This window comes from Lentzea terrae, from assembly GCF_003265345.1.
Taxonomy (GTDB): domain Bacteria; phylum Actinomycetota; class Actinomycetes; order Mycobacteriales; family Pseudonocardiaceae; genus Lentzea; species Lentzea terrae.
The window spans coordinates 99121-124456 of the sequence record NZ_QFWW01000012.1 but is presented as its reverse complement, the minus strand read 5'-3'; the positions used below and the strand labels follow the sequence as shown (position 1 = coordinate 124456).

Here is a 25336-nt window from a genome sequence, read left to right as displayed (position 1 = left end):
CCTGACGGCTCGATTTCACCTGCCAGCTCCCGGAATCTGAACATGATTCACCATCGATGAGATCGGGGGCGGCTCATGGCGGGTTTCAGCAGGCGTTCATTCCTCCTGGCGGTGGGTGCGGGCGTGGCGGGCGTGCCACTCCTCGACTCCCAAGCGTTTGCGTTCACCGCGGGCACCACGCTCGACACCGCGGCCGCGCCGATCGGCACCAGCGGCTACCGCAGGTTGACCGCAGGCCCAGGTTGGCCGACCGTCGTGCGCACCGACCTCGTCCAGGCCAAGGCGGGCCGCGAGGTACGACGCCAAGCGCTGACCAGCTTCGTGCAGTTCAGCGACATGCACATCTGCGACGCCCAGAGCCCGCTGCGGTTCGAGTACCTGCACCCGATCATGGGGTCCAGCGCGCACCGGCCGCAGGAGGCGCTCACGGCCCAGGGCTCGACGTCGCTCGTGAAGCGCGTCAACGCGGTGCGCAGGGGGCCGTTGACCGGCAGGCCGTTCGACTTCCTCATGACGACCGGCGACAACACCGACAACCACGAGAACATCGAGCTCGACTGGTTCCTCGCGATCCTCAACGGCGGCCGCATCACGCCGAACACCGGCGACGGCAGGTACGAGGGCGTGCAGAACGCGGGCATCAGCACGTTCTGGCAGCCGGACATGAGCGGAACTGACGACTACAAGGCAAAAGGCTTCCCGCAGCTGCCAGGGCTGCTCGACGCGGCTGTGCGGGAGTTCGTCAGCCCCGGCCTGAACATCCCCTGGTACGCCACGATCGGCAACCACGACGACAGCGTGGTCGGCGCGCTGCCGGACGGGCTGCTCGACAGCTGGTACACCGGGCGCAAGAAGATCGTCGGGTTCGGCGACCCCGTGCAGAACGCGAAGGTCGCACAGGCGTTCAACGACCCCAAGGCGATTCCCGAAGCGATGGCCATCCTCGCGAGCGGCGGCGTCGTCCGCACCGTGACGCCCGATGACCGTCGCAGGCTGTTCGACACCGGTGAGTACGTGCGCAAGCACCTGCCGACGGGCGGTCACGGCTACACGGACGCCAACGCGGACGGCGTCGACGTCTTCTACACGTTCCGGATGGCGCCCGGCGTGACCGGCATCAGCATGGACACCACGAACCTCGCCGGGTTCTCCACGGGCTCGATCGGGCTGCACCAGCTCAACTGGATCGAGCGGACGCTCAAGCGCAACAGCTCGCTCTACTACGACTGGCTGGGCCTTCCGCAGCGGCAGAACGTCACCGACGAGCTCTTCGTCCTGTTCAGCCACCACACGTCCAAGACGATGGGCAACGTCCTGCCGGACCGGCGCCGGCCGCTCGACCCGCGGATGAACGGTGACGCGCTGGTCAATTTGCTGCACCGGTTCCCGAATGTGCTGGCGTGGGTCAACGGGCACACGCACCGCAACGTGATCACGCCGCACCGGCACGACACGCCGTCCCGCAGCTTCTGGGAGATCAACACCGCCGCGCATGTCGACTACCCGCAGCACGCCCGTGTCATCGAGGTCGCGGACAACGGCGATGGCACGTTGTCGCTGTTCACGACGCTGTTGGAAGCCGACGCGCCGTACCAGGTCGACTACGACGACAGGTCGGACACGGCGTTGGCGAGCCTGTGCCGGGAGTTCACCTACAACGACATCCACTCGCGGACGAACCCGCTGGGCACGCCGCTCGACCGGAACACCGAGCTGCTGGTCAGCGTGCGGTGACGTAATCCTTGCCACACCCTGATCGCGGTGGTCAGGAATTTCGGCGGCCTAAGGTCGTTGACGTGGCAGTGGACATCTCGCTAACCCCACCGCAGCCCCGTCCGAGTGCGGCGGCCATGAGGCGTGCGCTGCGCCGGGCCGCTGACGGTGCCGTGCTCGACGCGACCGAGGCTGCCGTGCTGCTGCACGCGCGTGGCGAGGACTTAGACGCGCTGTTGACGGCTGCGGGCAAGGTGCGGGATGCGCACCTGCTCGCCGAGGGGCGGCCTGGGGTCGTCACGTACAGCCGGTCGGTGTTCATCCCGCTGACCAGGTTGTGTCGCGACCGTTGTCACTACTGCACGTTCGCGACCGTGCCGCACAAGCTGCCCGCTGCGTTCCTCGAACGCGACGAGGTGCTGGCGATCGCACGGGCGGGCGCCGCGCAGGGGTGCAAGGAAGCGCTGTTCACGCTCGGCGATCGGCCGGAGGACCGCTGGCCGGCCGCGAAGGAGTGGCTGGACGCGCGCGGTTACGAGTCCACTTTGGACTACGTGCGGGCCAGCGCCATTGCGGTGCTCGAGGAGACGGGCCTGCTGCCGCACCTCAACCCCGGCGTGCTGAGCTGGGAGGAGCTGCAGCGGCTGCGGCCCGTCGCGTCCAGCATGGGCATGATGCTGGAGACCACGGCTGAGCGGCTGTGGAGCGAGAAGGGCGGGCCGCACTACGGCAGCCCGGACAAGGATCCCGCGGTCCGCCTGCGGGTGCTCACCGACGCCGGGCGCGTGAACGTCCCGTTCACCACCGGAATCCTGATCGGGATCGGCGAGAACCTCACCGAGCGCGCCGAGTCGTTGCTCGCGATGCGCCAGGTCGCCAAGCAGTACGGGCACATCCAGGAAGTCATCATCCAGAACTTCCGCGCCAAGCCGGACACGGCGATGCGCGGCATGCCCGACGCCGACCTGACCGAGCTCGCGGCGACGATCGCCGTCGCGCGCCTGGTGATGCCGTCGACCGTGAGCGTGCAGGCACCGCCGAACCTCGTCGGCGAGGAGTTCGACCTCATGCTGCGCGCGGGCGTCGACGACTGGGGCGGCGTCTCGCCGATCACGCCCGACCACGTGAATCCCGAGAAGCCGTGGCCGCAGGTCGACGAGCTCGCGGACATCACGCGCGAGGCCGGTTTTTCCTTGCAGGAACGGCTGAACGTCTACCCGCGCTACGTCCGCGCGGCGGCGGGGCAGTGGATCGACACCCGGCTCACCGGGCACGTTTCCGCGCTGGCGCTGGAAAGCGGCCTCGCGAACCCGGACGCTCCGGTGGTCGGCCGGGAGTGGCAGGAGCCGGACGGCGGGCTCGACACGTACGGCCGCGCGGACCTCAACACCGCGATCGACACCGAAGGTCGCACGAGCGACCGCCGCGGCGACTTCGACGAGGTCTACGGCGACTGGAGCGAGCTGAAGATTCCCGTTGCGCCGCAACGGCTTTCCGAGGACGTCCAACGTGGACTGAAGATCGCCGCGAACGACCCGGCCGCGCTGCTCGACGACACCGACGCCGCGATGGCGTTGCTGACCGCCGATGGTCAGGCGTTGGAAGAGATGACGCGTCTGGCCGATGACTTGCGTCGAGAGGTGGTCGGCGACGACGTCACGTACGTGGTCAACCGGAACATCAACTTCTCGAACGTCTGCTACGTCGGCTGCCGCTTCTGTGCCTTCGCCCAACGTGAGCGGGACGCCGATGCTTTCCGGTTGAGCGCTGAGGAGGTCGCGGACCGCGCGCAGGAGGCGTGGGACGCGGGTGCCACCGAGGTCTGCATGCAGGGCGGCATCGACCCCAAGCTGCCGGTGACCTACTACGCGGACGTCGTGCGCGCGATCAAGAAGCGGCTGCCCGAGATGCACGTCCACGCGTTCAGCCCGATGGAGATCGTCTCCGCCGCGGCCAAGGCGGGCGTGAGCGTTCGCGAGTGGCTGACGGAGCTTCGTGCGGCCGGCCTCGACACGATCCCCGGCACCGCGGCCGAGATCCTCGACGACGACGTCCGCTGGGTGCTGACCAAGGGCAAGCTGCCGACCGAGACCTGGCTCGAGGTCGTCGGCACTGCACATGAGCTGGGCATTCGCTCGTCGTCGACGATGATGTACGGCCACGTCGACCACCCCGGCCACTGGCTCACGCACCTGCGCGTGCTCGCAAAGCTTCAAGATCAGACCGGTGGCTTGACCGAGTTCGTCGCGCTGCCGTTCGTGCACCGCAACGCCCCGATCTACCTGGCAGGAGTCGCCCGCCCCGGCCCGACGCGCCGCGACAACCGCGCCGTGCACGCGTTCGCGCGGCTGGCGTTGCACGGGCGGGTCGACAACATCCAGTGCTCGTGGGTCAAGCTCGGCGACGAGGGCACAGCGGAGATCCTCAACGGCGGCGCGAACGACATCGGCGGCACGTTGATGGAGGAGACCATCAGTCGCATGGCCGGGTCCGAACACGGGTCGGCGCGCACTGTGCGTGAGCTTCAGACCCTGGCTTCACTAGCAGGGCGTAACGCCCGTCAGCGGACTACGACATATGGGCGAGTGCGAACCGATCAAGAGTGACCGATAGTCTGACTTGGCGCATGGACGCTACCGGTGATCGGTAGCTTGGCGGCCAATCAGTCAGCAAGGTTCACCCGTTCCGGGGTGGATCTGTGCCTTGGGGAGGCTCGGCAAGTGCACGGCATGAGTCTGGTACTGAGCGCTGCGGTTGAGAGCAGCATGACCGGTACTGCTGCGGGTCCCGTGGGTCTGATCGCGGTCACCGCCGGTGTCGGCGGCCTGGTGTACGGCCTGGTGAAGCGTCGGAAGCCGGCTCCGGTCGCGGCCGCGAACCAGCGCGTCGACCTGGCCCAGCAGGACACCGCGCAGAACTGATTCGCCTGGTCTGAGAAGATTTCGCTCGTGTCCACGGAGAACGCACCCACCAGCCGCCCCCGAGTGCTGTCCGGCATCCAGCCGACCGCAGGCTCGTTCCACCTCGGCAACTACCTGGGCGCGGTGCGGCAGTGGGTGGCCTTGCAGGAGACGCACGACGCGTTCTACTGCGTCGTCGACCTGCACGCGATCACCGTGGAGCAGAACCCGAAGGAACTGCGTCAGAACACCCGTGTCTCCGCAGCGCAGTTGCTGGCGCTGGGCATCGACCCGGACCGCGCGACGCTGTTCGTGCAGTCGCACGTCCCGGAGCACGCCCAGCTCGGCTGGGTGATGCAGTGCCTGACCGGCTTCGGCGAGGCGTCGCGCATGACGCAGTTCAAGGACAAGTCCTCGCGCTCCGAAGCGAACGTCGGCGTGGGCCTGTTCACCTACCCGATCCTGCAGGCCGCGGACATCCTGCTGTACCAGGCGCACTACGTCCCGGTCGGTGAGGACCAGCGCCAGCACCTGGAGCTGACCCGCGACCTGGCGACGCGTTTCAACTCGCGCTACGGCAAGACCTTCCGCCTGCCGGAGGCGTACATCGTCAAGGACACGGCCAAGATCTTCGACCTGCAGGACCCGACGGCGAAGATGAGCAAGTCGGTCCCCGGCGGCGTCGTCGAACTGCTGGAAGACCCGAAGCGCTCGGCCAAGAAGATCCGCTCGGCCGTCACCGACACGGGCCGCGAGATCATCTTCGACGTCGAGAACAAGCCGGGCGTCTCGAACCTGCTGACGATCTACTCGGCCCTGACCGGCCGTTCCGTCGAGTCGCTGGTGGCCGACTACGACGGCAAGGGCTACGGCGACCTGAAGAAGGACCTCGGCGAGGTCTTCACCGAGTGGGTCACGCCGGTCCAGGAACGCGTCCGCATGTACCTCGACGACGTGGCCTCGCTCGACAAGATCCTGGCTCGTGGCGCCGAACGCGCCCGCGAGGTCGCCTCGGTCACGCTGCGCCGCTCGTACGAGAAGATCGGGTTTGTTCTGCCTGAGTAGTGCACTTGCACTAGCGTCTTGATCGTGGACAAGTGGCGGCGGAAGTACGCGTGGCTCGACCACATCATGCTGGCCTACGAGCGCTTCACGGAGCGCTACGGCACCCACTACGCGGCCGCGGTCACGTACTTCAGCGTGCTGTCCCTCGTGCCGATCCTGATGATCGGCTTCGCGGTGGCAGGCTTCGTGCTGCAGTCCCAGCCGGACCTGCTGGCCGACCTGCGTTCCGCCATCGCCGAAGCCGTGCCGGACAGGGACCTGCGCGCGCAGGTCGACGAGGCCGTGAACACCGCCCTGGACTCCAAGGGCACGGTCGGCATCATCGGCCTGCTGGTCGCCGCCTACTCCGGCCTGGGCTGGATGGGCAACCTCCGCGACGCCCTGACCGCGCAATGGGGCCACGCCAAGGAGAACCTGCCCTTCTTCGGCACGCTGTGGCGCGACCTGCTGGCGCTGGTCGGTCTCGGACTCGCGATCGTGCTCTCGTTCGCCATCACCGCTCTCGGCTCGGGGTTCGCCGAGAAGGTGCTGGACTGGCTGGGGTTCGAGAACGCCGGCTGGGCGCACGCGCTGGTGCGGATCGCCTCGATTCTGTTGTCGTTGCTCGCCAACTGGATGGTGTTCCTCTGGGTGCTGGCCCGGTTGCCGCGCAAGCCCGTCGGGTGGCGTAGTGCGCTGCGCGGGGCTTTCGCTGCTGCTATTGGGTTCGAGGTGTTGAAGCAGGCGGCGACGATCTTTTTGTCGTTCGTCACCCGGTCGCCCACGTCGGCCGCGTTCGGGTCGGTGATCGGTGTGCTGGTGTTCGCGAACCTGGTGGCGCAGTTCTTGTTGTTCATCGCGGCTTGGACTGCCACTGCTCGGGAGAACCGGGAGCCCGAGGTGGTGCCGGCGCCGCCTCCTGCGGTGATCTCGCCGGTGGTTTCGGTGCGGAGTGGGCCTTCGCCTTCCTTGTTGGTGGGGGTCGGGGCTGTGGTGGGGGCTTTGCTCGGGATTCGGTGGCGGCGGCGGTAGTCGGTCCCATGCGATTGGTCGGGTTCAAATCGGCTCCACCACTCGCACCGGCGGCCTCGGGCGTGCCGCAGCCGCCCGGTGTGCTTTCTTCAACTCACGCGCCACCGCCTCCGGGCTGTCCCTCAACCGAGTCGGCAGCGTTTGCACGACCAGAATTCCCGCCGCCGCGTATCGGCTGTTGCGGGCCAGCGTGCGTTCGTAGTCGCGAGGTCCGTAGTGGAACGCCTTCGAGTCGATCTCCCAGGCGAGGCCCACGTCGTCGAACCAGGCGTCCGGTCTGCCGATGATCAGGCCGTCGGAGTCGGCGATCGTGACGTTCCAGTGCGGTGTGGTCAGGCGGATCCGGCGGGACAGGTGGCGGGCGTCGCGCTCGGCCACCGATTGCGCCCTGACCAGCTCCTTCAGGACGGAGCGGACCAGCTTGGTGCCGTAGCGGTTGGTGCGGGCTTCTGCGGCGAGGCTTGAAGGTGTGCAGCGGCCTCGTTGGATGGCCGCCGCGACCAGGGCCGTGGCCGCGTCGGCGGAGCGGAGGTGGCGGCATGCGTCGACCACGGCTCGTGCCGCGGACACGACGGGGAACCCGCCCACGTCGCAGGAAGGCGGCATCGGGGAGGCGCGTTCCACCACCAGTTGGTCCGAGCCGACGCCTCTGCCCGGCACGAGCACGTGGATCTCGGTGCCGGAGGCGGGCAGGCCGTGGCGGCGGCAGGCTTCCGCGCCGGTGAGCACGGCGCCTGGGCCTGCGCGCAGCAGGGCCGCGGTGACCTGTTGGTCGCGCGTCGGCGGGCCGTTGTGCAGCAGCACCACGCCTGGGTGCATGCGCTGCCACGGCCCGCCGGGCTCGCAACGGCGCCAGGGGTTGGCGACCCCCAGCGAGCGAAGGGTGGTGGCGCTGATGACTCCGAGATCGCTGCGTTCGCGCAGGTGTTCGATGAGCACGGAACCAGTGTGACGAGCACCACCGACAACTTTTGCCGCCTCAGCGCCGGTAGCTGTGCCTGACGCGGTCGAGCACCAGCAGGAGCACGCCCGCGATGGCGAGGAGCACGCCGAGCGGCACCAGCCAGCCGATCGAAGCGCCCGTGTTGGCCAGGCGGTTGTCCTGGTGCCGCGGGGGTTTCGCGACCGGTTTGGTCGACGTCGGGGGCTTCGACGTCGGCGGAGTGGTCGTCGTCGTGACCGGCGGAGTCGTTGTGGTTGACGACGTGGTCGACGACGTGGACGTGGTCGTCGAAGACGTTGTGGACGAGGTCGTCTTGGTCGAGGTGGTCGTCGACGGCTTCGTGTAGGTGGACGTCGACGTGGTCGTGCACGGCGTCGTCGTGGTGGTGGTCGTTGACGTGGTCGAGCTGGGAGGTTCGTCACCTCTTGGCTTGGGCGTGCGCCATCCTGGACGTTCTTTCGGGCACCACGCAGCGGCGCACACCCGGCCATCCCCGGAGGCCTCAGCCTCCGGGCCGGCACCATGCAGCGCGACGATCGTCAACACCGCTCCGGCGGTGAGCACACCGATATAGGCGATACGTGACATGGCACGATGGTTCGCCCACGCACGGTGCGTCGCGCGCGCAGCAGGCAGACGTCACCCACGAGTGCGCGCGACATCGCCCGATCAGGTCCAGAAGACCGCGATGCCCACGTTCAGCACGACCAGCGACGCGGCGGTCGGCATCAGCCAGGACGGGGCCTTGGGCTTGTTCACGTTGATCGCCACGACGGCGGCGATGGCCACGACGACCAGCAGCTTGACGCCGATCTTGATGTGGTCGTACTTCACCGAGTCGACCAGCGGGTCGATGCCGACCAGCGCGACACCAGTCAGCAGCTGCAGCGCCGCGCCGTGCAGCCAGCCCTTGTTGACCGGCGCGTCCTTGCCGGCCTTGGCCTGCAACATGATCATCGCGACGAGCATGCCCATGCCCAGCAGGTGCAGGAACACCAGCAACAGGCGTACGAACTCCACAGCGTTTTCCTATCGACGTCGAGTGGCCAGGAAGCCTCGCACACCCAGCACGCCGATGACGGTGCCGAGCACGAGCGAGACGATCACGAGCACCAGGTGCACCGTGAAGAACGGGGTTGGTCCGTCGCTGAACGAACGTGGGTCTTTCCAGATGTTTGTCAGGAACGTGGGCCAGATCACCCACGACCACACACCGAAAGCCACCAGGAAGAGTGACATCGGGCGCGAGAGCTTCACGTTCACCAGTATCAGACGTGGTGCGTGCAAGCCGCTAAACGGGGGTGGATAGCCTGGAGCCGTGCCCTTCACCAAACGGCTCATCGTCGCCCTGGTCCTAGCAACGGCCACAGCCGCGTTCGCCGCACCGACCGGCACCGCACAGCAGGCCGCCGGCGCGGCTCAGTGCGCGAACCGCGAGACGCCGCCGCCCCCGGTGGACACGTCCGAGCAGCCGGCGCCCGGTCAGAAGGCGCCGACCCCGCTCGAGGTGCCGGAGAAGCCGGTCGGTGGTGACCGGCTGGGCGAGTGCGGCCTGATCCTGCCGCCGAACCAGGCGCAGCCCCCGAGCGGCATCACGGCCGTGTCGTGGATGCTCGCGGACATGGACAGCGGCGCCGTCATCGCCGCGTACGACCCGCACGGCCGGCAGCGTCCGGCGAGCGTCATCAAGGTGCTGCTCGCGATGGTCGTCGCCAAGGAACTGCGCGGCGACATGGTCGTCACCGCCTCCGCAGAGGACACGCAGCAGGAGTGCACCTGCGTCGGCCTCAAGGATGGCGGCCAGTACACGGTGCGCCAGCTGCTGCACGGCCTGCTGCTCACGTCCGGCAACGACGTGGCGCACACGCTCGCCCGGCAGCTCGGCGGCGTGCCGAACGCGCTGCGCAAGATGAACGCCATGGCGAAGGAGCTCGGCGCCCTCGACACCCGCGCCGTGACCCCGTCGGGCCTCGACGCCCCCGGCACCAGCACCTCGGCCTACGACGTCGCCCTGATCTTCCGCGGCGCGATGAAGTACGAGGAGTTCGCGAACGCCATCAAGCTGAAGCAGGCGCAGTTCCCCGGCCGCAACGGCGGCACGATCATGCTGACGAACGACAACCGCCTGCTGAACAACTACGTGGGCGCGATCGGCGGCAAGTCCGGCTACACGGACGACTCCCTGCACACCTACGTGGGCGCAGCCGAACGCAACGGCCGCCGCCTCGTCGTGGTGCTGCTGCGCGGCCAGCAACAGCCCACGCACATCACCGCCCAGGCCGCGAAGCTGCTCGACTACGGCTTCGGCATGGGCCCCGGCGGCGTCGGCAAGCTCGTCGACGGCGCCCCGCAGCCCAAGCCGAAGGTCGTCCCCACCCAGGACAGCAACACCCCGGACGACGCGGCAGCCGGCGACTCCGCCTCTGGCCGCCCGACGCCCACCGCGTTCGGCACGGTCGGCCTCCCGATCACAGCCGCCGCGGGCATCGGTCTGCTGGCCGCTGTGTTCCTCTACATCCGCAACAAGCGGGCCAAGGCGGCACGGGCACGCCGCCAGGCCGCGCAGGCGGCACAGGGCATCTGAGAGCTCGACGACGACGGCCCCAGCGCACGTGCGCTGGGGCCGTTTCGCATTGTGGAGGTGCGATGACCGACCTGACCGGCGAAGTCCTCGAAGCCGGCAACCCGGACTACGAACGAGCCCGCACCCCGGCTTTGCCGAACTATCACCACATCCGTCCTCGAGCGGTGGTGCGCTGCTTCACCCCCGACGACGTGTCGAACGCCCTGGCTTACGCAAGAGAGTCAGGCATCCACGTGACCCCACGCGGCGGCGGCCACTGCTTCGCCGGACGCAGTTCCACCACCGGGATCGTCCTCGACCTCAGCCCCATGAACGACGTGTCGGTGCACGACGGGACGGCCACGATCGGTGCCGGCGCGAAACTCGCCGAGGTGTACGGAGGCCTGCACCGGCACGGCCTGACCCTCCCGGCAGGATGCGGTCCCACAGTCGGCATCGCCGGGCTCACCCTCGGCGGCGGGCTCGGGCTGCTCGGCCGCCGGTACGGCCTGACGTCGGACCGGTTGCGCGCGGCCCAGGTCGTCCTGCCCGACAGTCGGATCGTCGACTGCGCGCACGACCGCGAACCCGACCTCTTCTGGGCGCTCAGAGGCGCGGGCGGCGGCCAGTTCGGTGTCGTCACGAAGCTCGTCTTCGACCCGGTGCCGGAACAACTCGCGACGAGGTTCGTGCTGACCTGGCCGAGCAGCAGAGCAGCGGACGTCCTGCAGAAGTGGCAGGAGATCGCGCCCGACGCACCGGACGAGCTCAGCGCGAACCTCAAGATCGATGCGCGGGGAGCGACCGTGTTCGGGACCGGCCGGCCCGACGACTTCCTCGACCTGGCACCGGCCACCAGCGACATCCGCACCATGCCCTACTTCGAGCTCAAGCAGTCCTTCGACGAACTGGGCGAGCTCGACCCGGGACCGGTGCTCAGCAGGTCCCACTTCTTCCGCCGCGCGGTACTGGCACTCGACGACCTCGGACCGGGCCGGGAGCTCAACTTCACGCCGATGGGCGGCGCCTACAACCGAACCAGCCGAGCAGCGACGGCGTTCGCCCACCGCAGCGAACGGTTTCTGGTCGAGCACGTCAGCGCCGACGCGGACTGGGTCCACCAGACGTGGGCTCAACTGCACGAGCACGCGTCCGGCGGCGTCTACCCGAACTTCCCCGACCTCCACCTGGCCGACCCGCTCACCGCCTACCACGGTGAGAACCTGGCCCGCCTCAAGGAGATCAAGCGGCACTACGACCCGACCGGACTGCTGCACTTCCCGCAGTCGCTGTAGAACGCGAAAGCGCCGCGCCCCCAACGGGAACGCGGCGCCGCGAACAGAAACCGAATCAGACGCGCTTGAACAGCAGCGCGCGCTTCACTTCCTGGATCGCCTTGGTGACCTGGATGCCACGCGGGCAGGCGTCGGTGCAGTTGAACGTGGTCCGGCACCGCCACACGCCGTCGACGTCGTTGAGGATGTCGAGCCGCTCCTCAGCGCCCTCGTCCCGCGAGTCGAAGATGAACCGGTGCGCGTTCACGATCGCCGCCGGGCCGAAGTACGAGCCCTCGGTCCAGTACACCGGGCACGACGTGGTGCAGCAGGCGCACAGGATGCACTTCGTGGTGTCGTCGAAGCGCTCGCGGTCGGCGACGGACTGGATCCGCTCGCGCGTCGGCTCGTTGCCGTAGGTCACGAGGTACGGCTTGACCGCGCGGAACGCCTCGAAGAACGGCTCCATGTCGACGAGCAGGTCCTTGTTCACCGGCAGGCCCTTGATGGGCTCGATGGTGATCGTGGTCTGCTTGTCGCCCTTCTGCAGCAGGTCCTTCAGCAGGACCTTGCACGCCAGGCGGTTGACGCCGTTGATGCGCATGGCGTCCGAGCCGCAGATGCCGTGGGCGCAGGAACGCCGGAAGGTCAGCGTGCCGTCCACGTACCACTTGATGTAGTGGAGCAGGTTCAGCACGCGGTCCGACGGGAGTGCCGGGATGTCGAACGAGTCCCAGCGCGGTTCGTCGTCGAACTCCGGGTTGAACCGGCGGATCTTCACGGTGACCGTGACAGCGCCGTCCGGAACCGGGGGCTGAGCGCCGCGCGAGCCGGCAGCAGTTTCGGTGGTGGCGGTCATCAGTACTTGCGCTCCATCGGCTTGTACCGGGTAAAGGTGACGGGCTTGTAGTCGAGGCGGATGTCCGCGGCCAGACCGTCGCCCTGCTTGTAGAACATGCTGTGGCGCATGAAGTTCGTGTCGTCGCGGTTCGGGTAGTCCTCGCGGGCGTGGCCGCCGCGGGACTCCTTGCGCGCCAACGCGCCGACGACCAGCACCTCGGCCAGCTCCAGCAGGAAGCCGAGCTCGACGGCCTCCAGCAGGTCCGTGTTGAAGCGCTTGCCCTTGTCCTGCACGGAGATGTGGGCGTAGCGCTCCTTCAGCGCCTGCACGTCGTGCAGCGCCTGCTTCAGCGTGTCCTCGGTGCGGTACACGGACGCGTTGGCGTCCATGGTGGCCTGCAGCTCGGTGCGGATGTCCGCCACGCGCTCCTGGCCGTGCTCGGACAGCGCCAGCGCGACCTGTGCCTCGACCGACGCAGCCGGGTTCGGCGGCAGGTCGACGTGCTCGTCGCGGGACAGCGCGTACTCCGCGGCGGCGATGCCCGCGCGGCGGCCGAACACGTTGATGTCCAGCAGCGAGTTGGTGCCGAGGCGGTTCGCGCCGTGCACCGACACGCAGGCGCACTCACCGGCGGCGTAGAGGCCCGGAACGACGTTGTCGTTGTCCCGCAGCACTTCGCCGTGGATGTTCGTCGGGATGCCGCCCATCGCGTAGTGCGCGGTCGGGTACACCGGGACGGGCTCGACGACCGGGTCGACGGCCAGGTAGGTGCGCGCGAACTCGGTGATGTCCGGCAGCTTGGTCTCCAGCACCTCGGCACCGAGGTGCGTGCAGTCCAGCAGCACGTAGTCCTTGTTCGGGCCGGCGCCACGGCCTTCCAGCACCTCGAGGGCCATCGAGCGGGCCACGATGTCGCGCGGAGCCAGGTCCTTGATGGTCGGGGCGTAGCGCTCCATGAACCGCTCACCCGAGGCGTTGCGCAGGATCGCGCCCTCGCCGCGAGCACCCTCGGTCAGCAGGATGCCGAGACCGGCGAGGCCCGTCGGGTGGAACTGGTAGAACTCCATGTCCTCCAGGGGCAGGCCCTTGCGGAAGACGATGCCCATGCCGTCGCCGGTCAGCGTGTGGGCGTTCGACGTGGTCTTGAAGACCTTGCCGAAACCACCGGTCGCGAACACGACGGACTTGGCCTGGAAGACGTGGATCTCGCCGGTCGCGAGCTCGTAGGCGACGGCGCCGGTGCAGACCGGGCCGTTCTCCGTCTCGGTCAGGCAGATGTCGAGCACGTAGAACTCGTTGAAGAACTCGATGCCGTGCTTGACGCAGTTCTGGTACAGCGTCTGCAGGATCATGTGGCCGGTGCGGTCCGCGGCGTAGCAGGCGCGGCGCACGGCGGCTTCACCGTGGTTGCGCGTGTGGCCGCCGAACCGGCGCTGGTCGATCTTGCCCTCGGGCGTGCGGTTGAACGGCAGGCCCATCTTCTCGAGGTCGAGAACGGCGTCGATCGCTTCCTTCGCCATGATCTCGGCGGCGTCCTGGTCGACCAGGTAGTCGCCGCCCTTGATCGTGTCGAAGGTGTGCCACTCCCAGTTGTCCTCCTCGACGTTGGCGAGGGCGGCGCACATGCCGCCCTGGGCCGCGCCGGTGTGCGAACGCGTGGGGTAGAGCTTGGTGAGCACTGCGGTGCGGGCGCGCTGGCCGGACTCGATGGCCGCGCGCATGCCGGCACCACCAGCGCCGATGATGACTACGTCGTACTTGTGGAACTGCATTGTGGTGGGCTCCCCGCGCGGGTCAGTTCGAGATGTTCGGGTCGAAGGTGAAGATCACGAACGTGCCGAGCGAGACGATCAGCACCATCGAGACGTAGAGCAGCATCTTCAACCAGAACCGGGTGGTGTCCTTGCGGGCGTAGTCGTTGATGATCGTCCGCACGCCGTTGCCGCCGTGGATCTGCGCGAGCCACAGCATCGCGAGGTCCCAGAACTGCCAGAACGGCGATGCCCAGCGGCCGGCGACGAAACCGAAGTTGATGCGGTGGATGCCACCGTCGAGGATGTTCATGATGAACAGGTGGCCCAGCACCAGGATCACGAGCAGCAGCCCGGACAGGCGCATGAACAGCCAGCTGTAGAGCTCACCGTTGCTGCGACGGGCCGCGGGGCGGCGCGGCTGGCGGGGCTTGTCGAGTGCGAGCGACATGGTCAGTGGCCCCCAACCAGCTCGGAGATCGTGCGCACCAGCATGAAGTAGGCGCCGGGGATCATCACGGCGATCCACACGCCGAGCACGGTCCAGAGCATGACCCGCTGGTACTTGGCGCCCTTCTCCCAGAAGTCGACCAGCATGACCCGGATGCCGTTGAGCGCGTGGTAGAGCACCGCGCCGACGAGGCCGACCTCGAAGAGGTTCACGACCGGGTTCTTGTAGGTCTCGATCACCGCGTCGTACGCGTTCGGGGACACGCGCACGAGCGCCGTGTCGAGCACGTGGGTGAAGAGGAAGAAGAACGTGAGGACACCGGTGATCCGGTGGGCGACCCAGGACCACATGCCCAGATCACCGCGGTAGAGCGTCCCACCCCCACGGGTGGTGCCCGACCGCTCGGGTGCGCCTGCGCTGGTCATGCGCCGCGGCCTCCAACGTCAGTGGTGGTGGTCGGCGAACAGTTCCTTCCGACCATGACCGGGAAATGCTAGTCCCGCACGTTGGAGCCGACCCAGCAGGCGCACCCGCTCTGTGATCGATGAGACACGCTGTCGATCGCCCAAGCGGTCTTGATCGATCCTGAAATGCGGTCCACGCCACAAATGGTGCGCATGTACCGGGAAAACGAAGGACGGCGGCCTGGACCTCCGCCTTGGTCCGGGCCGCCGTCAGTGGCAAGGGCACTTGCCACCCTCTACACGACGATGACCCCGCAGACGGTTCAACGTCTCCGCGAAGAAATTTCGTTGATCGTCGAAGCGCAGGTCAGCGGCGGTCAAGCGACTGACATCCCCGAGTCAGTGCCGCGTGAGCGTTCCGGCTCATCCTTGGCCCATGGGGAGGGAGCTACCGCCGGGCGGGCCCGTCGCCGGCATGTCGTCGGCGCTGGAGCGCTGGAGTCAGCGCGCGGAACTGCGCCGTTTGGACGACGATCAGGACGGGGAAGCGGCCGAAGAGGACGTTTCACCACGCGCCGAACACGAATGATCACCACTCGTACGGCCAAAGCGTCGAATGCGTAACCGATAGGGGTCTTTGTAGGTGCTGGCCGCAACGAGGTTGGTTACTAAGAGGTACGGTGCGCCGTCTAGAACCCAACAACGTCGTTGGGGAGGAACCTCAGGGAGGAGACGAGCCGTGCGTCGTCGTATGCGTGGTGTCGCGGTCGCCGCGATCGCGTTGACCAGCGTGATGACTATGGCCGCCTGTGCGAAGGACTCGGGTGGCGGTAGCAACAACTCGAACACCGGCAGTGGTGCCGCGTGCGAGTTCGCCACGCCTCCCCCCGCGCCGGCCACCTCGAACACCAGCGCTGCCGCTGGTGACAAGGTGGACGCGAGCGCGCTGAAGATCGGTCTGGCCTACGACATCGGTGGTCGTGGCGACGCGTCGTTCAACGACTCCGCCGCCGCCGGTCTGGACAAGGCCATCGCGGACATGGGCGTCAAGAAGGAGAACACGCGCGAGCTCTCCGCCGCCCCGAACGAGGACGAGTCGGCCAAGCAGACCCGTCTGCGCCAGCTCGCGTCCGAGGGCTTCAACCCGATCATCGGTGTCGGCTTCGCCTACGCCGAGTCGCTGAAGGTCGTCGCGCCGCAGTTCCCGAACGTCAAGTTCGGCCTGGTCGACTCCGTCGTCGAGGGCGCGACCAACGTGACGCCGCTGCTGTTCGCCGAGCAGGAGGGCTCCTTCCTGGCCGGTGTCATCGCCGCGTACCAGAGCAAGAAGTGCCACGTGGGCTTCGTCGGCGGCGTCGAGATCCCGCTGATCCAGAAGTTCGAGGCCGGCTACGTGCAGGGTGCGACGGCCGCCGCGCCGAAGGTCAAGGTCGAGAAGAAGTACATCACCCCGGCCGGTGACTTCACGGGCTTCCAGGACGCGCCGAAGGGCCAGGAAGCAGCCAAGGGCCAGATCGACAAGGGCGCCGACGTGATCTACCAGGCCGCCGGTGCCTCCGGTAAGGGCATCTTCTCGGCCGCCAAGCAGGCCGGCGTGCTGGCGATCGGTGTCGACTCCGACCAGTACAACCAGGCGACCGTCGCCGACACCAAGGACGTCATCGTGTCGTCCATGCTCAAGCGTGTCGACGTCGCGGTCTACGACTTCATCAGGGCCGTCGCCAAGAACGACCTCGCGTCGCTGCCGAAGGTCTTCAACCTGAAGGTCAACGGTGTCGGCTACGCCACGTCGGGTGGCAAGATCGACGCGAAGCTGCAGGGCATCCTCGAGGGCTACAAGGCCCAGATCATCGAGGGCAAGATCCAGGTCAAGGACAAGCCGTAAGTCCGAAAGCCACAGCACGCTCCGGGCCCTGTGAGGACAGACCTCACAGGGCCTGGTGCGTGGTAGGAGGAGCACTCGACGATGAGCAGTCCCACGTCCGTACGGACGGACGATCCCCCTGCGGTGGTGCTCACCGGCATCACCAAGCGATTCCCCGGTGTGGTCGCCAACAGCGACGTCCACCTGACCGTCCGCCGTGGCGAGGTACATGCCCTGTGCGGTGAGAACGGCGCGGGCAAGTCGACCCTGATGAAGATCCTCTACGGCATGCAGGCGCCGGACGAGGGCACCATCGAGGTGAACGGCGAGCAGGTGCGGTTCCGCACCCCGTCGGACGCCATCAAGGCCGGCATCGGCATGGTGCACCAGCACTTCATGCTCGCCGACAACCTCACCGTGCAGGAGAACGTGGTCCTGGGCGCGGAGGCGTTGCACGGCATCGGTCAGAAGGCCCGCAAGCGCATCATCGAGCTCTCCGGCAAGACCGGCCTCAACGTCGACCCCGGCGTGCTCGTCGAGCAGCTCGGCGTCGCGGACCGGCAGCGCGTCGAGATCCTCAAGGTGCTCTACCGCGGCGCCAAGGTGATCATCCTGGACGAGCCGACCGCCGTGCTCGTGCCGCAGGAGGTCAACGAGCTCTTCGACACCGTCCGCGGCATGCAGGAGCAGGGCTACACGTTCCTGTTCATCTCGCACAAGCTCGACGAGGTCCGCGCGATCGCGGACTCGGTCACGGTGATCCGCCGCGGCACGACCGTCGGCAGCGCGGACCCGAAGACCGTGTCGTCGCGCCAGCTCGCCGAGATGATGGTCGGCAGCGAGCTGCCCAGCCCGGAGACCCGCGAGTCCACCGTCACCGACACGGTCGTGCTGGACGTCAAGGGCCTCAAGCTGCTCACCCCGGACGGCTCGCGGCCGATCCTCGACGATGTCGACCTGGTGGTCCGCTCCGGCGAGGTCGTCGGTGTCGCCGGTGTCGAGGGCAACGGCCAGACCGAGCTCGTCGAGACGATCATGGGCATGCGCAAGGCCGGCAGCGGCACGATCACGTTGCAGGACAAGGACCTCACCAAGCTGGGCACACTCGCCCGGCGCGAGGCGGGCATCGGCTACATCCCGGAGGACCGCCACCGCCACGGCCTGCTGCTCACGCAACCCCTTTGGTACAACCGGATCCTCGGCTACCAGACCCGCAAGCCGACGGCCAAGGGCGTCTGGCTCGACATCGACGGCGCCAAGCAGGACACCGAGCGGATCGTCACCGACTTCGACGTCCGCACGCCCGGCATCGACGTGCCGGCGGCCGCGCTGTCCGGTGGCAACCAGCAGAAGCTCGTCGTCGGCCGCGAACTGTCCGGCGAGCCGGTGCTGCTCATCGCGTCGCACCCGACCCGTGGCGTCGACGTCGGTGCGCAGGCGTTGATCTGGGACGAGATCAAGCGCGCCCGTGCCGCAGGCCTCGCCGTGCTGCTGATCTCCGCCGACCTGGACGAGCTGATCGGCCTGTCGGACACGATCAAGGTCATGCTGCGCGGACGCCTGGTGGCCGACGCCGACCCGAACACCGTGACGCCCGAGGACCTCGGCAGTGCGATGACGGGTGCGGGCAGCACGAGCGCCGCCGTCCAGGAGACCGCGGTGGTTGAGGAAGGCGAGAACTGATGGGACACCTGCGCGGCAAACTCCTGCCGCCCGCGTTGGCGATCGTCTTCTCCATGCTGCTGTGCGGTGTGGCGCTCGTGATCTCGGGCGCGAACCCGCTCAACGCGTTCGGCGCGATGGTGAGCCAGGTCGGCAAGGGCACGACGCTCGTCGACATCATCAACTCGACGGGCATCTACTACATCGCGGCGCTCGCGGTGGCGATCGGGTTCCAGATGAACCTGTTCAACATCGGTGTCGAGGGCCAGTACCGCGTCGCTGCCGTCATCGCCGCGGTCGTCGGCGGCTCGATCGCGCTGCCACCGGGCATCCACACGCTGGTGATCATCATCGCGGCCGCGCTCGCCGGTGCCGCCTGGGCCGCGATCCCCGCGATCCTCAAGGTGACCCGGGGCGTCAACGAGGTCATCTCGACGATCATGATGAACGGCCTGGCGATCGGCCTGTCCGCCTACCTGATCCGCCGCGACGTCTTCGGTGAGCTGCGGGGCAACAACATCCGCACCGCGGAGATCCCGGAGAGCGGCTGGATGCCCGGCATCTCGTTCGGTGGCGGCGGCACGATGTTCGGCTTCATCTTCGTGGCCATCGCACTGGGCGTCGGCTACTGGATCATGATGAACCGCACCAGGTTCGGCTTCGAGCTGCGCGCGTCCGGCGAGTCGTCGACCGCCGCATCCGCCGGTGGCGTCAACGCCAAGAAGATGGTGCTGGTCTCGATGCTGCTCTCGGGCGCCATCGCGGGCCTCATCTCGCTGCCGGAACTGCTCGGCCGCGACCACACGTTCAGCCTCAACTTCACCGCGGGCATCGGCTTCTCGGGCATCGCGATCGCGCTGCTCGGCCGCAACCACCCCGGCGGCATCGCGTTCGGCGCGCTGCTGTGGGCGTTCCTCGACAAGTCGGGCCTCGCGCTCGACAACGTCGGTGTGCCAAGGGAGATCGTCACCATCATGCAGGGCTCGATCGTCCTGTCGGTCGTCGTCGCGTACGAGGTGGTCCGCCGCGTCGAACTGGCCGCGGAACAGCGCCGCGTCGGCCGTGAGCTCGGAACTGTCGGAGGTGCCGCGTGATCACGACGATGGAGGAGAAGCCCCACGTCCCGGCGGCGCCGCGCAAGCGCAAGGTGCCCGGCTGGGCCGTCGCGATGATCGGTGTCGCCGGCGCCATCGCGTTGCTGTCGATCACCTCGATGCAGACCGGCTTCCCGCAGCTCACCTCGTCCGGCACGACCCAGACCGCGGTCCGGCTGATGCTGCCGATCCTGCTCGCCGGTCTCGGCGGCCTGTGGGCGGAACGCGCGGGCGTGGTCAACATCGGCCTCGAAGGCATGATGATCATGGGCACCTGGGGAGCGGCGTGGGCCGGCTACCAGTGGGGCCCGTGGGCGGCTCTGGTCGCAGCGGTCGTCTTCGGTTCGCTGGGCGGCCTGCTGCACGCGATCGCCACGGTGACGTTCGGCGTCAACCACATCGTCTCCGGTGTGGCCATCAACCTGCTCGGCGCCGGTCTCACGAAGTACCTGTCGACGCTGCTGTTCCAGCCGCTGTCGAACAACCCCAGGCAGTCGCCGCCGGTCCAGCCGTTCGACACGTACTCGGCGGCGGGCCTCGCGGACTGGCTCGGTGAGCTGGAGGCCGGTCAGCGCCTCTTCATCTCCGACGTCGCAGGCATCCTGCGCGGCCTGGTCACCGGCGTCTCGCCGTTGATGCTGCTGACGATCCTGCTGGTGCCGCTCTCGTACTACCTGCTCTGGCGCACCCGCTTCGGCCTGCGCCTGCGCTCGGTCGGCGAGAACCCGCACGCCGCCGACTCGCTCGGTGTGAAGGTCTACTTCCACAAGTACGTGGCCGTGATCGTCTCGGGTGGCCTCGCCGGTCTCGGTGGCGCGGCACTGGTGTTGAACCCCGGTCAGCTGTCCTATCTGGAGGGTCAGACCGGCGGCCGCGGCTTCATCGGTCTGGCCGCGATGATCTTCGGCAACTGGCGGCCTGGTGGCCTGCTGGGTGGCGCGGCGCTGTTCGGTTACGCCGACGGCCTGCAGCTGCGTTCGGGCGGTGAAACGGTGCTGGCGCTGGTCTACGGCGTGGTGCTGCTGCTCGGCGTCATCGTCGTGTGGCAGCTGATCCGACGTAAGTGGTTCTCGGCGGCGGCGGCGATCGTCGTGGCAGTGCTGCTGTATCTGCTGTACATCAGCCTCGACGAGATCCCCGGCGAGTTCGTCTCGTACGCCCCGCACATGGTGACGCTGGCCGTGCTGGCCGTGGCGTCGCAGCGGTTGCGCATGCCGGCCGCCGACGGTCTGGTCTACCGGCGTGGCTGAGATCGACTGGGACCTGCTCAGGGCACGGGCAGTGGAAGCGGCGTCGTTCGCCCACTGCCCGTACTCGGGGCTTCAGGTCGGTGCCGCCGCTCTGTGCGACGACGGCCGCATCATCGTCGGGTGCAACGTCGAGAACGCTTCGTACGGCCTCGGCTTGTGCGCTGAATGCACCATGGTCGGCCAGCTGCGGCTGACCGGCGGCGGTCGGTTGGTCGCGGTCGCGTGTCGTTCTGGTAGCGGCGAACTGCTGATGCCGTGCGGCCGCTGCCGTCAGGTGATCTACGAGTTCGGCGGGCGTGAGTGCCTGGTCGACACCGCGCGCGGGCCGTTGCCGATGACCGAGGTGCTGCTCGACGCGTTCGGACCGGAGGACCTGCCATGAGTTTCTCGGCTGTGGACGTCATTCGCGCCAAGCGCGACGGACGGGTGCTGTCCGACGCGGAGATCGACTGGGTCATCGACGCGTACACGCGCGGCGTCGTGGCGGACGAGCAGATGTCCGCGCTGGCGATGGCGATCTTCTTCAACGGCATGACCTCGGCGGAGACCGCGCGCTGGACGCAGGCGATGATCTCGTCCGGCGAGCGGCTGTCGTTGCACGTTTCCCGCCCGACCGTGGACAAGCACTCGACCGGTGGCGTGGGCGACAAGATCACGCTGCCGCTGGCGCCCCTGGTCGCGGCTTGCGGTGCCGCGGTGCCGCAGCTGTCCGGACGCGGTCTCGGCCACACCGGTGGGACGCTGGACAAGCTGGAGTCGATCCCCGGCTGGCGAGCCGCACTGTCCACTTCGGAGATTCTTGCTCAGCTCTCTTCGGTCGGTGCGGTCGTTTGCGCTGCTACCGAAGGACTTGCTCCGGCGGACCGGAAGCTCTACGCGTTGCGGGACGTCACCGGGACCGTTGAGGCGATTCCGCTGATCGCGTCTTCGATCATGTCGAAGAAGATCGCGGAGGGGGCCGAGTCGCTGGTTCTCGACGTGAAGGTCGGTTCTGGTGCCTTCATGAAGGATTTGGCCTCCGCACGTGCTTTGGCCGAGGCGCTGGTGGCGATCGGTGTCGAGCACGGCGTGCGGATTTCGGCTTTGTTGACCGACATGTCGGTGCCGTTGGGCGCGGCCGTCGGCAACGCGGTCGAGGTGGCCGAGTCCGTTGACGTTTTGCGCGGTGGCGGGCCTGCCGACGTGGTCGAGCTGACCGTGGCGCTGGCCTCGGAAATGCTTGCCCTGGCTGGGATTTCCGCTGACCCGGCTGCGGTGCTGGCTTCTGGTGAGGCTTACGAGACGTGGGCTCGGATGATTCGGGCTCAGGGCGGCGATCCGGAGGCTCCGTTGCCGGTCGCGGCACATCGCCACGTCGTCGAGGCACCTGCTTCCGGCGTGCTGTCCACTTTGGACGCTTACGGCGTTGGGGTGGCTGCTTGGCGTCTTGGGGCCGGGCGGGCGCGCAAGGAGGATCCGGTGCAGGCCGGTGCCGGCGTGATGTGCCTGGCCAAGCCAGGGGATGTGGTGGAGGCCGGGCAGCCGTTGCTGGAGCTGTACACCGACACCCCGGAGGCGATCGACGGTGCCCTGCAGGCGTTGGAAGGTGCTTACGAGGTCTCGGACTCCGCTGTGGAGCGGTCGCCGTTGGTGATCGACACGATCCGCGGCTGACTGCGTCAGGTGAACGACAACGGCCCCGGAGCTGTGCAGCTCCGGGGCCGTTCTTCGTGGTCAAGCGCGATCAGGCGCCTTCCTGCGCCAGATCGTCGTCGTCCATGTCCTTGCCGCCGTTGGCCGGCTTCGGACCGTTCTTGCGGGTCCGGCGCTGCGGCCGCGGCAGGGCGGTGGGCGGCGGGGGAGGCGTGGGCGAGCCGCCGCCGAGGATGAGCTCGGCGAAGGTGGCCATGGCCTCGTCCAGCTGGCCGCCGATGCGCAGTTCGGACTCCTGGTTCGACTTGCGGACCAGGGACTGCAGGGCGTCGGTGTCCGGGCGGGCGCCGACGGTCTCGGCGACCTTGGTGAGGCTGGCGTCGACCGAGCCGCCGAGCTCGGCGATGCGGGTGGCGAAGTCGTCCTCGACCTTGTCCAGGCGGTCGGTCATCGTGTCGAGCTTCGACGTGACCTGCTCCAGGCGGCCGGCGAGGGCCTCCAGGCGGTCGGCTGCGTCGACCTGGTCGCGGGACTGTTCGATCGCCGCGTACAGGGCGGTGCGGGCCTCGTCCAGCTTGCCGTTGACGGCCTCGCGGGTGTCGGCGACGGCGGAGGCGAGCTCGGTGCGGGTCTCGGCCAGCGACGACGCCAGCGAGTCGCGGGTCTCGGTGACCGAGCCGGCCAGCGAGTTGCGGGAGTCCGCCACGGCGCCGGACAGCTCGGAGCGGGTCTCGGCGAGGGCGGAGGCCAGCTGGTTGTGGCGGTCGGTCACCGCGTTGACGAGCTCGGCGCGGCTGTCGGCGACGGCGGCGGCCAGGTCGGCGCGGGCGGCGGCCAGGGCGTCGCGCTGCTCGTCGGCGCGGCCGTGGATGCCGGAGAAGGAGTCGGCGAGGATCTTCTGCAGGGCCTCGCGGGTGCCGTCGAGGTGCTCGTGCACGCCCTCGTCGACCTCGTCGAGGCGGCCGCGCAGTGCGGCTTCGAGGGCCTCGATGCGCTCGCGCAGCGGGTTGGTGACCGCGCCCGGGATCGCGTCGACCTTGCCGTCCTGCTTGTCGAGGTGACCGTCGAGGTCGTCGATGCGCTTGTGGATGCTCGCGAGCTTGTCCTCGAGACCGTCCATGCGGCCCGCGACACCCTCGAAGCGGCCGGCGACGCCGTCGAGACGGCCGTCCAGCTGGGCGAAGGGCTTGGCGAGCTTGTCCACCAGGGCGTCGACCGCGCGACCGATGTCGGCGACGGCGTTGTCCTGGGCCTCCAGCTTGGCGAGAGCTTCGTCCAGCCGCTCCGCGAGAACGCTGACCTCGGTGCGGTCCGGCAGCTCCGACAGGCGCTTGCGGACCGAACCCAGCGACTCCAGAGGCGACATCCGGGCGTGGATCTCGTCCAACGCGTCGAAGATCTGCTGCTGCTCGCTCTCACGGATCTCCGCGGCGCGCGTGAGCATGTTGCGCATCCGATCGAAGGACATCGTGGAGTTGTTGTTCTCTGTCACGGCTGAGTGCCTTCGTCCAGGGGAGGGGGAGACCACGGGAGCCTATCCGCGTCACGGGACGTCTCTGTACCACCCCCGCCAGAAAACGGCCGGGTGCGGACGGGCGACTGGCCCGAACAGGCTACCCGATTACTCCGAACGCCAAGTTACTGGGCGGAAGCGGCCAGTTGCGACTGGTGATGTTCCTACCTTGGGGTGACTAAAGCCTCGGCGTGGTTGCAGAAAGTTGTGATCACGGATCGGCAACATCTGTGAGCCAGCAAACGATCATAGCGGGAGCAAGATCATTTTGGCCAGCGCTGAAGCGGCGTGTCGGCTGAAGTAACGTGTAGCAATGTCCACGCCGCTTTCCTTGGAGTCCATCCGCAGCGCGCCGAAGGTGCTGCTGCACGACCACCTCGACGGTGGCCTCCGCCCGCAGACGGTGATCGAACTCGCCGATGCCTCCGGCTACCAGGGCCTGCCCACCACTGACGCGGGCGTCCTCGGCGGCTGGTTCCGCGACAACGCGAACTCGGGGTCGCTCGTGCGATACCTCGAAGGCTTTGCCCACACGTGCGGTGTCATGCAGGACGAGCCTTCGCTGGTGCGCGTCGCCGCCGAGGCGGTCGAGGACCTCGCCGCCGACGGCGTCGTCTACGCCGAGATCCGCTACGCCCCCGAGCTGAACACCGAGAAGGGCCTCTCGCTGGAGCAGGTCATCGAGGCCGTCCAGGAGGGCTTCCGCATCGGCGAGCAGCGCGTCGCCGCCACCGGCCGCAAGATCCGCATCGGCACCCTGCTCTGCGCCATGCGCCAGAACGAGGGCTGGCTGCGCATCGCCGAGCTCGCCGTCCGCTACCGCGACCTCGGCGTCGTCGGGTTCGACATCGCGGGCCCGGAGGCCGGCTTCCCTCCCACCAGGGGCCTCGACACGTTCGAGTACCTGCGCCAGCAGAACGCGCACTTCACCATCCACGCGGGTGAGGCGTTCGGCCTGCCGTCCATCTGGGAGGCGATCCAGCACTGTGGCGCCGAGCGTCTCGGCCACGGCGTGCGGATCGTCGACGACATCAAGGTGTCCGGCGACGGCACCGTCCAGCTGGGACGCCTGGCCTCGTACGTCCGCGACCGCCGCATCCCGCTCGAGATGTGCCCGACCTCGAACCTGCAGACCGGCGCCGCCGCCACCATCGCCGACCACCCGATCGGCCTGCTCGCCAAGCTGCGGTTCCGCGTGACCGTCAACACCGACAACCGCCTGATGAGCGACTGCACGCTCTCCAGCGAGTTCGCCACGCTGGTCGACACGTTCGGCTACGGCTGGGCCGACCTGCAGTGGTTCACGATCAACGCCATGAAGTCGGCGTTCATCGGGTTCGACGAGCGGCTCGCGATCATCAACGAGCTGATCAAGCCGGGCTACGCGGCCCTCACCGCCTAAATG

General features: G+C 68.1%; 24 protein-coding genes. 15 read left to right on the top strand and 9 right to left on the bottom strand.

Annotated features, from left to right (window positions below; all coding sequences use genetic code 11):
* Positions 1-75: 75 nt before the first annotated feature.
* The 5 genes from DI276_RS18510 (at position 76) to yhjD (ending at position 6689) form a co-directional block, all read left to right on the top strand.
* Positions 76-1734 carry a TIGR03767 family metallophosphoesterase gene (locus DI276_RS18510; RefSeq protein WP_112264955.1) on the top strand — a complete coding sequence of 553 codons (1659 nt, stop codon included), beginning with the start codon at positions 76-78 and terminating at the stop codon, positions 1732-1734.
* Positions 1735-1796: 62 nt separating this feature from the next.
* Entirely contained in the window at positions 1797-4319 is a 2523-nt protein-coding gene (locus DI276_RS18505) for a bifunctional FO biosynthesis protein CofGH (RefSeq protein WP_112264953.1), read from the top strand.
* A gap of 123 nt (positions 4320-4442) precedes the next feature.
* Positions 4443-4634 carry a hypothetical protein gene (locus DI276_RS50035; protein WP_157984794.1) on the top strand — a complete coding sequence of 64 codons (192 nt, stop codon included), beginning with the start codon at positions 4443-4445 and terminating at the stop codon, positions 4632-4634.
* A 27-nt stretch (positions 4635-4661) separates the two neighbouring features.
* A complete protein-coding gene (trpS, locus tag DI276_RS18500; RefSeq protein ID WP_112264951.1) occupies positions 4662-5678 on the top strand; it encodes a tryptophan--tRNA ligase in 1017 nt (338 codons plus the stop codon).
* 24 nt (positions 5679-5702) lie between these two features.
* Positions 5703-6689: an inner membrane protein YhjD gene (gene yhjD, locus DI276_RS18495; RefSeq protein ID WP_232836746.1), complete on the top strand. Its 987-nt coding sequence runs from the start codon at positions 5703-5705 to the stop codon at positions 6687-6689.
* Between the two features lie 24 nt (positions 6690-6713).
* Here yhjD and DI276_RS18490 read toward each other — a convergent pair whose 3' ends face one another.
* The 4 genes from DI276_RS18490 to DI276_RS18475 all read right to left on the bottom strand — a co-directional run bounded on the left by DI276_RS18490 (position 6714) and on the right by DI276_RS18475 (position 8889).
* Positions 6714-7628: a hypothetical protein gene (locus DI276_RS18490; protein ID WP_232836745.1), complete on the bottom strand. Its 915-nt coding sequence runs from the start codon at positions 7626-7628 to the stop codon at positions 6714-6716.
* Positions 7629-7668: 40 nt separating this feature from the next.
* Positions 7669-8220 carry a hypothetical protein gene (locus DI276_RS50030; RefSeq protein ID WP_157984793.1) on the bottom strand — a complete coding sequence of 184 codons (552 nt, stop codon included), beginning with the start codon at positions 8218-8220 and terminating at the stop codon, positions 7669-7671.
* A gap of 81 nt (positions 8221-8301) precedes the next feature.
* Positions 8302-8652, bottom strand: a complete 351-nt coding sequence (locus DI276_RS18480; protein WP_112226843.1) for a hypothetical protein — start codon at positions 8650-8652, stop codon at positions 8302-8304.
* A 9-nt stretch (positions 8653-8661) separates the two neighbouring features.
* Positions 8662-8889 (bottom strand): SCO4848 family membrane protein, encoded by a 228-nt coding sequence (locus DI276_RS18475; protein WP_112265020.1) that lies wholly within the window; start codon positions 8887-8889, stop codon positions 8662-8664.
* A gap of 61 nt (positions 8890-8950) precedes the next feature.
* On the opposite strand from DI276_RS18475, the gene DI276_RS18470 reads away from it, so the two are divergent.
* Positions 8951-10216, top strand: coding sequence for a D-alanyl-D-alanine carboxypeptidase family protein (locus DI276_RS18470; RefSeq protein ID WP_112264947.1), 1266 nt, complete (start codon positions 8951-8953; stop codon positions 10214-10216).
* 62 nt (positions 10217-10278) lie between these two features.
* On the top strand, positions 10279-11490 hold the full coding sequence (locus DI276_RS18465) for an FAD-binding oxidoreductase (protein WP_112264945.1): 1212 nt from the start codon (positions 10279-10281) through the stop codon (positions 11488-11490).
* A gap of 55 nt (positions 11491-11545) precedes the next feature.
* Here the strand turns inward: DI276_RS18465 and DI276_RS18460 are convergent, their stop codons facing one another.
* Genes DI276_RS18460 through sdhC form a run of 4 tightly spaced genes read right to left on the bottom strand, consistent with a single transcriptional unit; the run spans position 11546 to position 14937 of the window.
* Positions 11546-12328: a succinate dehydrogenase iron-sulfur subunit gene (locus DI276_RS18460; protein WP_112264943.1), complete on the bottom strand. Its 783-nt coding sequence runs from the start codon at positions 12326-12328 to the stop codon at positions 11546-11548.
* Positions 12328-14082 carry a succinate dehydrogenase flavoprotein subunit gene (gene sdhA, locus DI276_RS18455; protein WP_112264942.1) on the bottom strand — a complete coding sequence of 585 codons (1755 nt, stop codon included), beginning with the start codon at positions 14080-14082 and terminating at the stop codon, positions 12328-12330. The genes DI276_RS18460 and sdhA overlap by 1 nt, the downstream gene beginning before the upstream one ends.
* A gap of 22 nt (positions 14083-14104) precedes the next feature.
* Positions 14105-14512, bottom strand: coding sequence for a succinate dehydrogenase hydrophobic membrane anchor subunit (locus DI276_RS18450; protein WP_408610559.1), 408 nt, complete (start codon positions 14510-14512; stop codon positions 14105-14107).
* Between the two features lie 2 nt (positions 14513-14514).
* Positions 14515-14937: a succinate dehydrogenase, cytochrome b556 subunit gene (sdhC, locus tag DI276_RS18445; protein WP_112264941.1), complete on the bottom strand. Its 423-nt coding sequence runs from the start codon at positions 14935-14937 to the stop codon at positions 14515-14517.
* Between the two features lie 415 nt (positions 14938-15352).
* Here sdhC and DI276_RS50025 point away from each other — a divergent pair, with 415 nt between their 5' ends.
* The 7 genes from DI276_RS50025 (at position 15353) to DI276_RS18410 (ending at position 22439) form a co-directional block, all read left to right on the top strand.
* Positions 15353-15505: a hypothetical protein gene (locus tag DI276_RS50025; RefSeq protein ID WP_157984792.1), complete on the top strand. Its 153-nt coding sequence runs from the start codon at positions 15353-15355 to the stop codon at positions 15503-15505.
* Between the two features lie 162 nt (positions 15506-15667).
* Complete coding sequence (locus DI276_RS18435; protein WP_112264937.1) at positions 15668-16801, top strand: BMP family lipoprotein; 1134 nt, start codon at positions 15668-15670, stop codon at positions 16799-16801.
* Between the two features lie 81 nt (positions 16802-16882).
* Complete coding sequence (locus tag DI276_RS18430) at positions 16883-18463, top strand: ABC transporter ATP-binding protein (RefSeq protein ID WP_112264935.1); 1581 nt, start codon at positions 16883-16885, stop codon at positions 18461-18463.
* Complete coding sequence (locus DI276_RS18425; RefSeq protein ID WP_112264933.1) at positions 18463-19536, top strand: ABC transporter permease; 1074 nt, start codon at positions 18463-18465, stop codon at positions 19534-19536. Before DI276_RS18430 ends, DI276_RS18425 begins: the two co-directional genes overlap by 1 nt.
* Before the next feature lie 8 nt (positions 19537-19544).
* Positions 19545-20786 carry an ABC transporter permease gene (locus DI276_RS18420; RefSeq protein ID WP_112265015.1) on the top strand — a complete coding sequence of 414 codons (1242 nt, stop codon included), beginning with the start codon at positions 19545-19547 and terminating at the stop codon, positions 20784-20786.
* Complete coding sequence (locus DI276_RS18415) at positions 20779-21168, top strand: cytidine deaminase (RefSeq protein WP_112264931.1); 390 nt, start codon at positions 20779-20781, stop codon at positions 21166-21168. Before DI276_RS18420 ends, DI276_RS18415 begins: the two co-directional genes overlap by 8 nt.
* On the top strand, positions 21165-22439 hold the full coding sequence (locus DI276_RS18410) for a thymidine phosphorylase (protein ID WP_112264929.1): 1275 nt from the start codon (positions 21165-21167) through the stop codon (positions 22437-22439). The genes DI276_RS18415 and DI276_RS18410 overlap by 4 nt, the downstream gene beginning before the upstream one ends.
* Positions 22440-22509: 70 nt before the next feature.
* On the opposite strand, the gene DI276_RS18405 is transcribed toward DI276_RS18410, so the two are convergent.
* Complete coding sequence (locus tag DI276_RS18405) at positions 22510-23886, bottom strand: apolipoprotein A1/A4/E domain-containing protein (RefSeq protein WP_112265013.1); 1377 nt, start codon at positions 23884-23886, stop codon at positions 22510-22512.
* 358 nt (positions 23887-24244) lie between these two features.
* Between DI276_RS18405 and DI276_RS18400 the strand changes: the two genes are divergently transcribed.
* Positions 24245-25333, top strand: a complete 1089-nt coding sequence (locus tag DI276_RS18400) for an adenosine deaminase (protein ID WP_112264927.1) — start codon at positions 24245-24247, stop codon at positions 25331-25333.
* The last annotated feature ends 3 nt before the right edge of the window (positions 25334-25336 follow it).

Coding starts and splice junctions, on each gene's coding strand:
- DI276_RS18510 (WP_112264955.1), top strand. CDS start 76: ATGGCGGGTTTCAGCAGGCGTTCATTCCTCCTGGCGGTGGGTGCGGGC.
- DI276_RS50035 (WP_157984794.1), top strand. CDS start 4,443: ATGAGTCTGGTACTGAGCGCTGCGGTTGAGAGCAGCATGACCGGTACT.
- DI276_RS50030 (WP_157984793.1), bottom strand. CDS start 8,220: ATGTCACGTATCGCCTATATCGGTGTGCTCACCGCCGGAGCGGTGTTG.
- DI276_RS18465 (WP_112264945.1), top strand. CDS start 10,279: ATGACCGACCTGACCGGCGAAGTCCTCGAAGCCGGCAACCCGGACTAC.
- DI276_RS18460 (WP_112264943.1), bottom strand. CDS start 12,328: ATGACCGCCACCACCGAAACTGCTGCCGGCTCGCGCGGCGCTCAGCCC.
- sdhA (WP_112264942.1), bottom strand. CDS start 14,082: ATGCAGTTCCACAAGTACGACGTAGTCATCATCGGCGCTGGTGGTGCC.
- DI276_RS18450 (WP_408610559.1), bottom strand. CDS start 14,512: ATGTCGCTCGCACTCGACAAGCCCCGCCAGCCGCGCCGCCCCGCGGCC.
- sdhC (WP_112264941.1), bottom strand. CDS start 14,937: ATGACCAGCGCAGGCGCACCCGAGCGGTCGGGCACCACCCGTGGGGGT.
- DI276_RS50025 (WP_157984792.1), top strand. CDS start 15,353: ATGGGGAGGGAGCTACCGCCGGGCGGGCCCGTCGCCGGCATGTCGTCG.
- DI276_RS18435 (WP_112264937.1), top strand. CDS start 15,668: ATGCGTGGTGTCGCGGTCGCCGCGATCGCGTTGACCAGCGTGATGACT.
- DI276_RS18430 (WP_112264935.1), top strand. CDS start 16,883: ATGAGCAGTCCCACGTCCGTACGGACGGACGATCCCCCTGCGGTGGTG.
- DI276_RS18425 (WP_112264933.1), top strand. CDS start 18,463: ATGGGACACCTGCGCGGCAAACTCCTGCCGCCCGCGTTGGCGATCGTC.
- DI276_RS18420 (WP_112265015.1), top strand. CDS start 19,545: ATGGAGGAGAAGCCCCACGTCCCGGCGGCGCCGCGCAAGCGCAAGGTG.
- DI276_RS18410 (WP_112264929.1), top strand. CDS start 21,165: ATGAGTTTCTCGGCTGTGGACGTCATTCGCGCCAAGCGCGACGGACGG.
- DI276_RS18405 (WP_112265013.1), bottom strand. CDS start 23,886: ATGTCCTTCGATCGGATGCGCAACATGCTCACGCGCGCCGCGGAGATC.
- DI276_RS18400 (WP_112264927.1), top strand. CDS start 24,245: ATGTCCACGCCGCTTTCCTTGGAGTCCATCCGCAGCGCGCCGAAGGTG.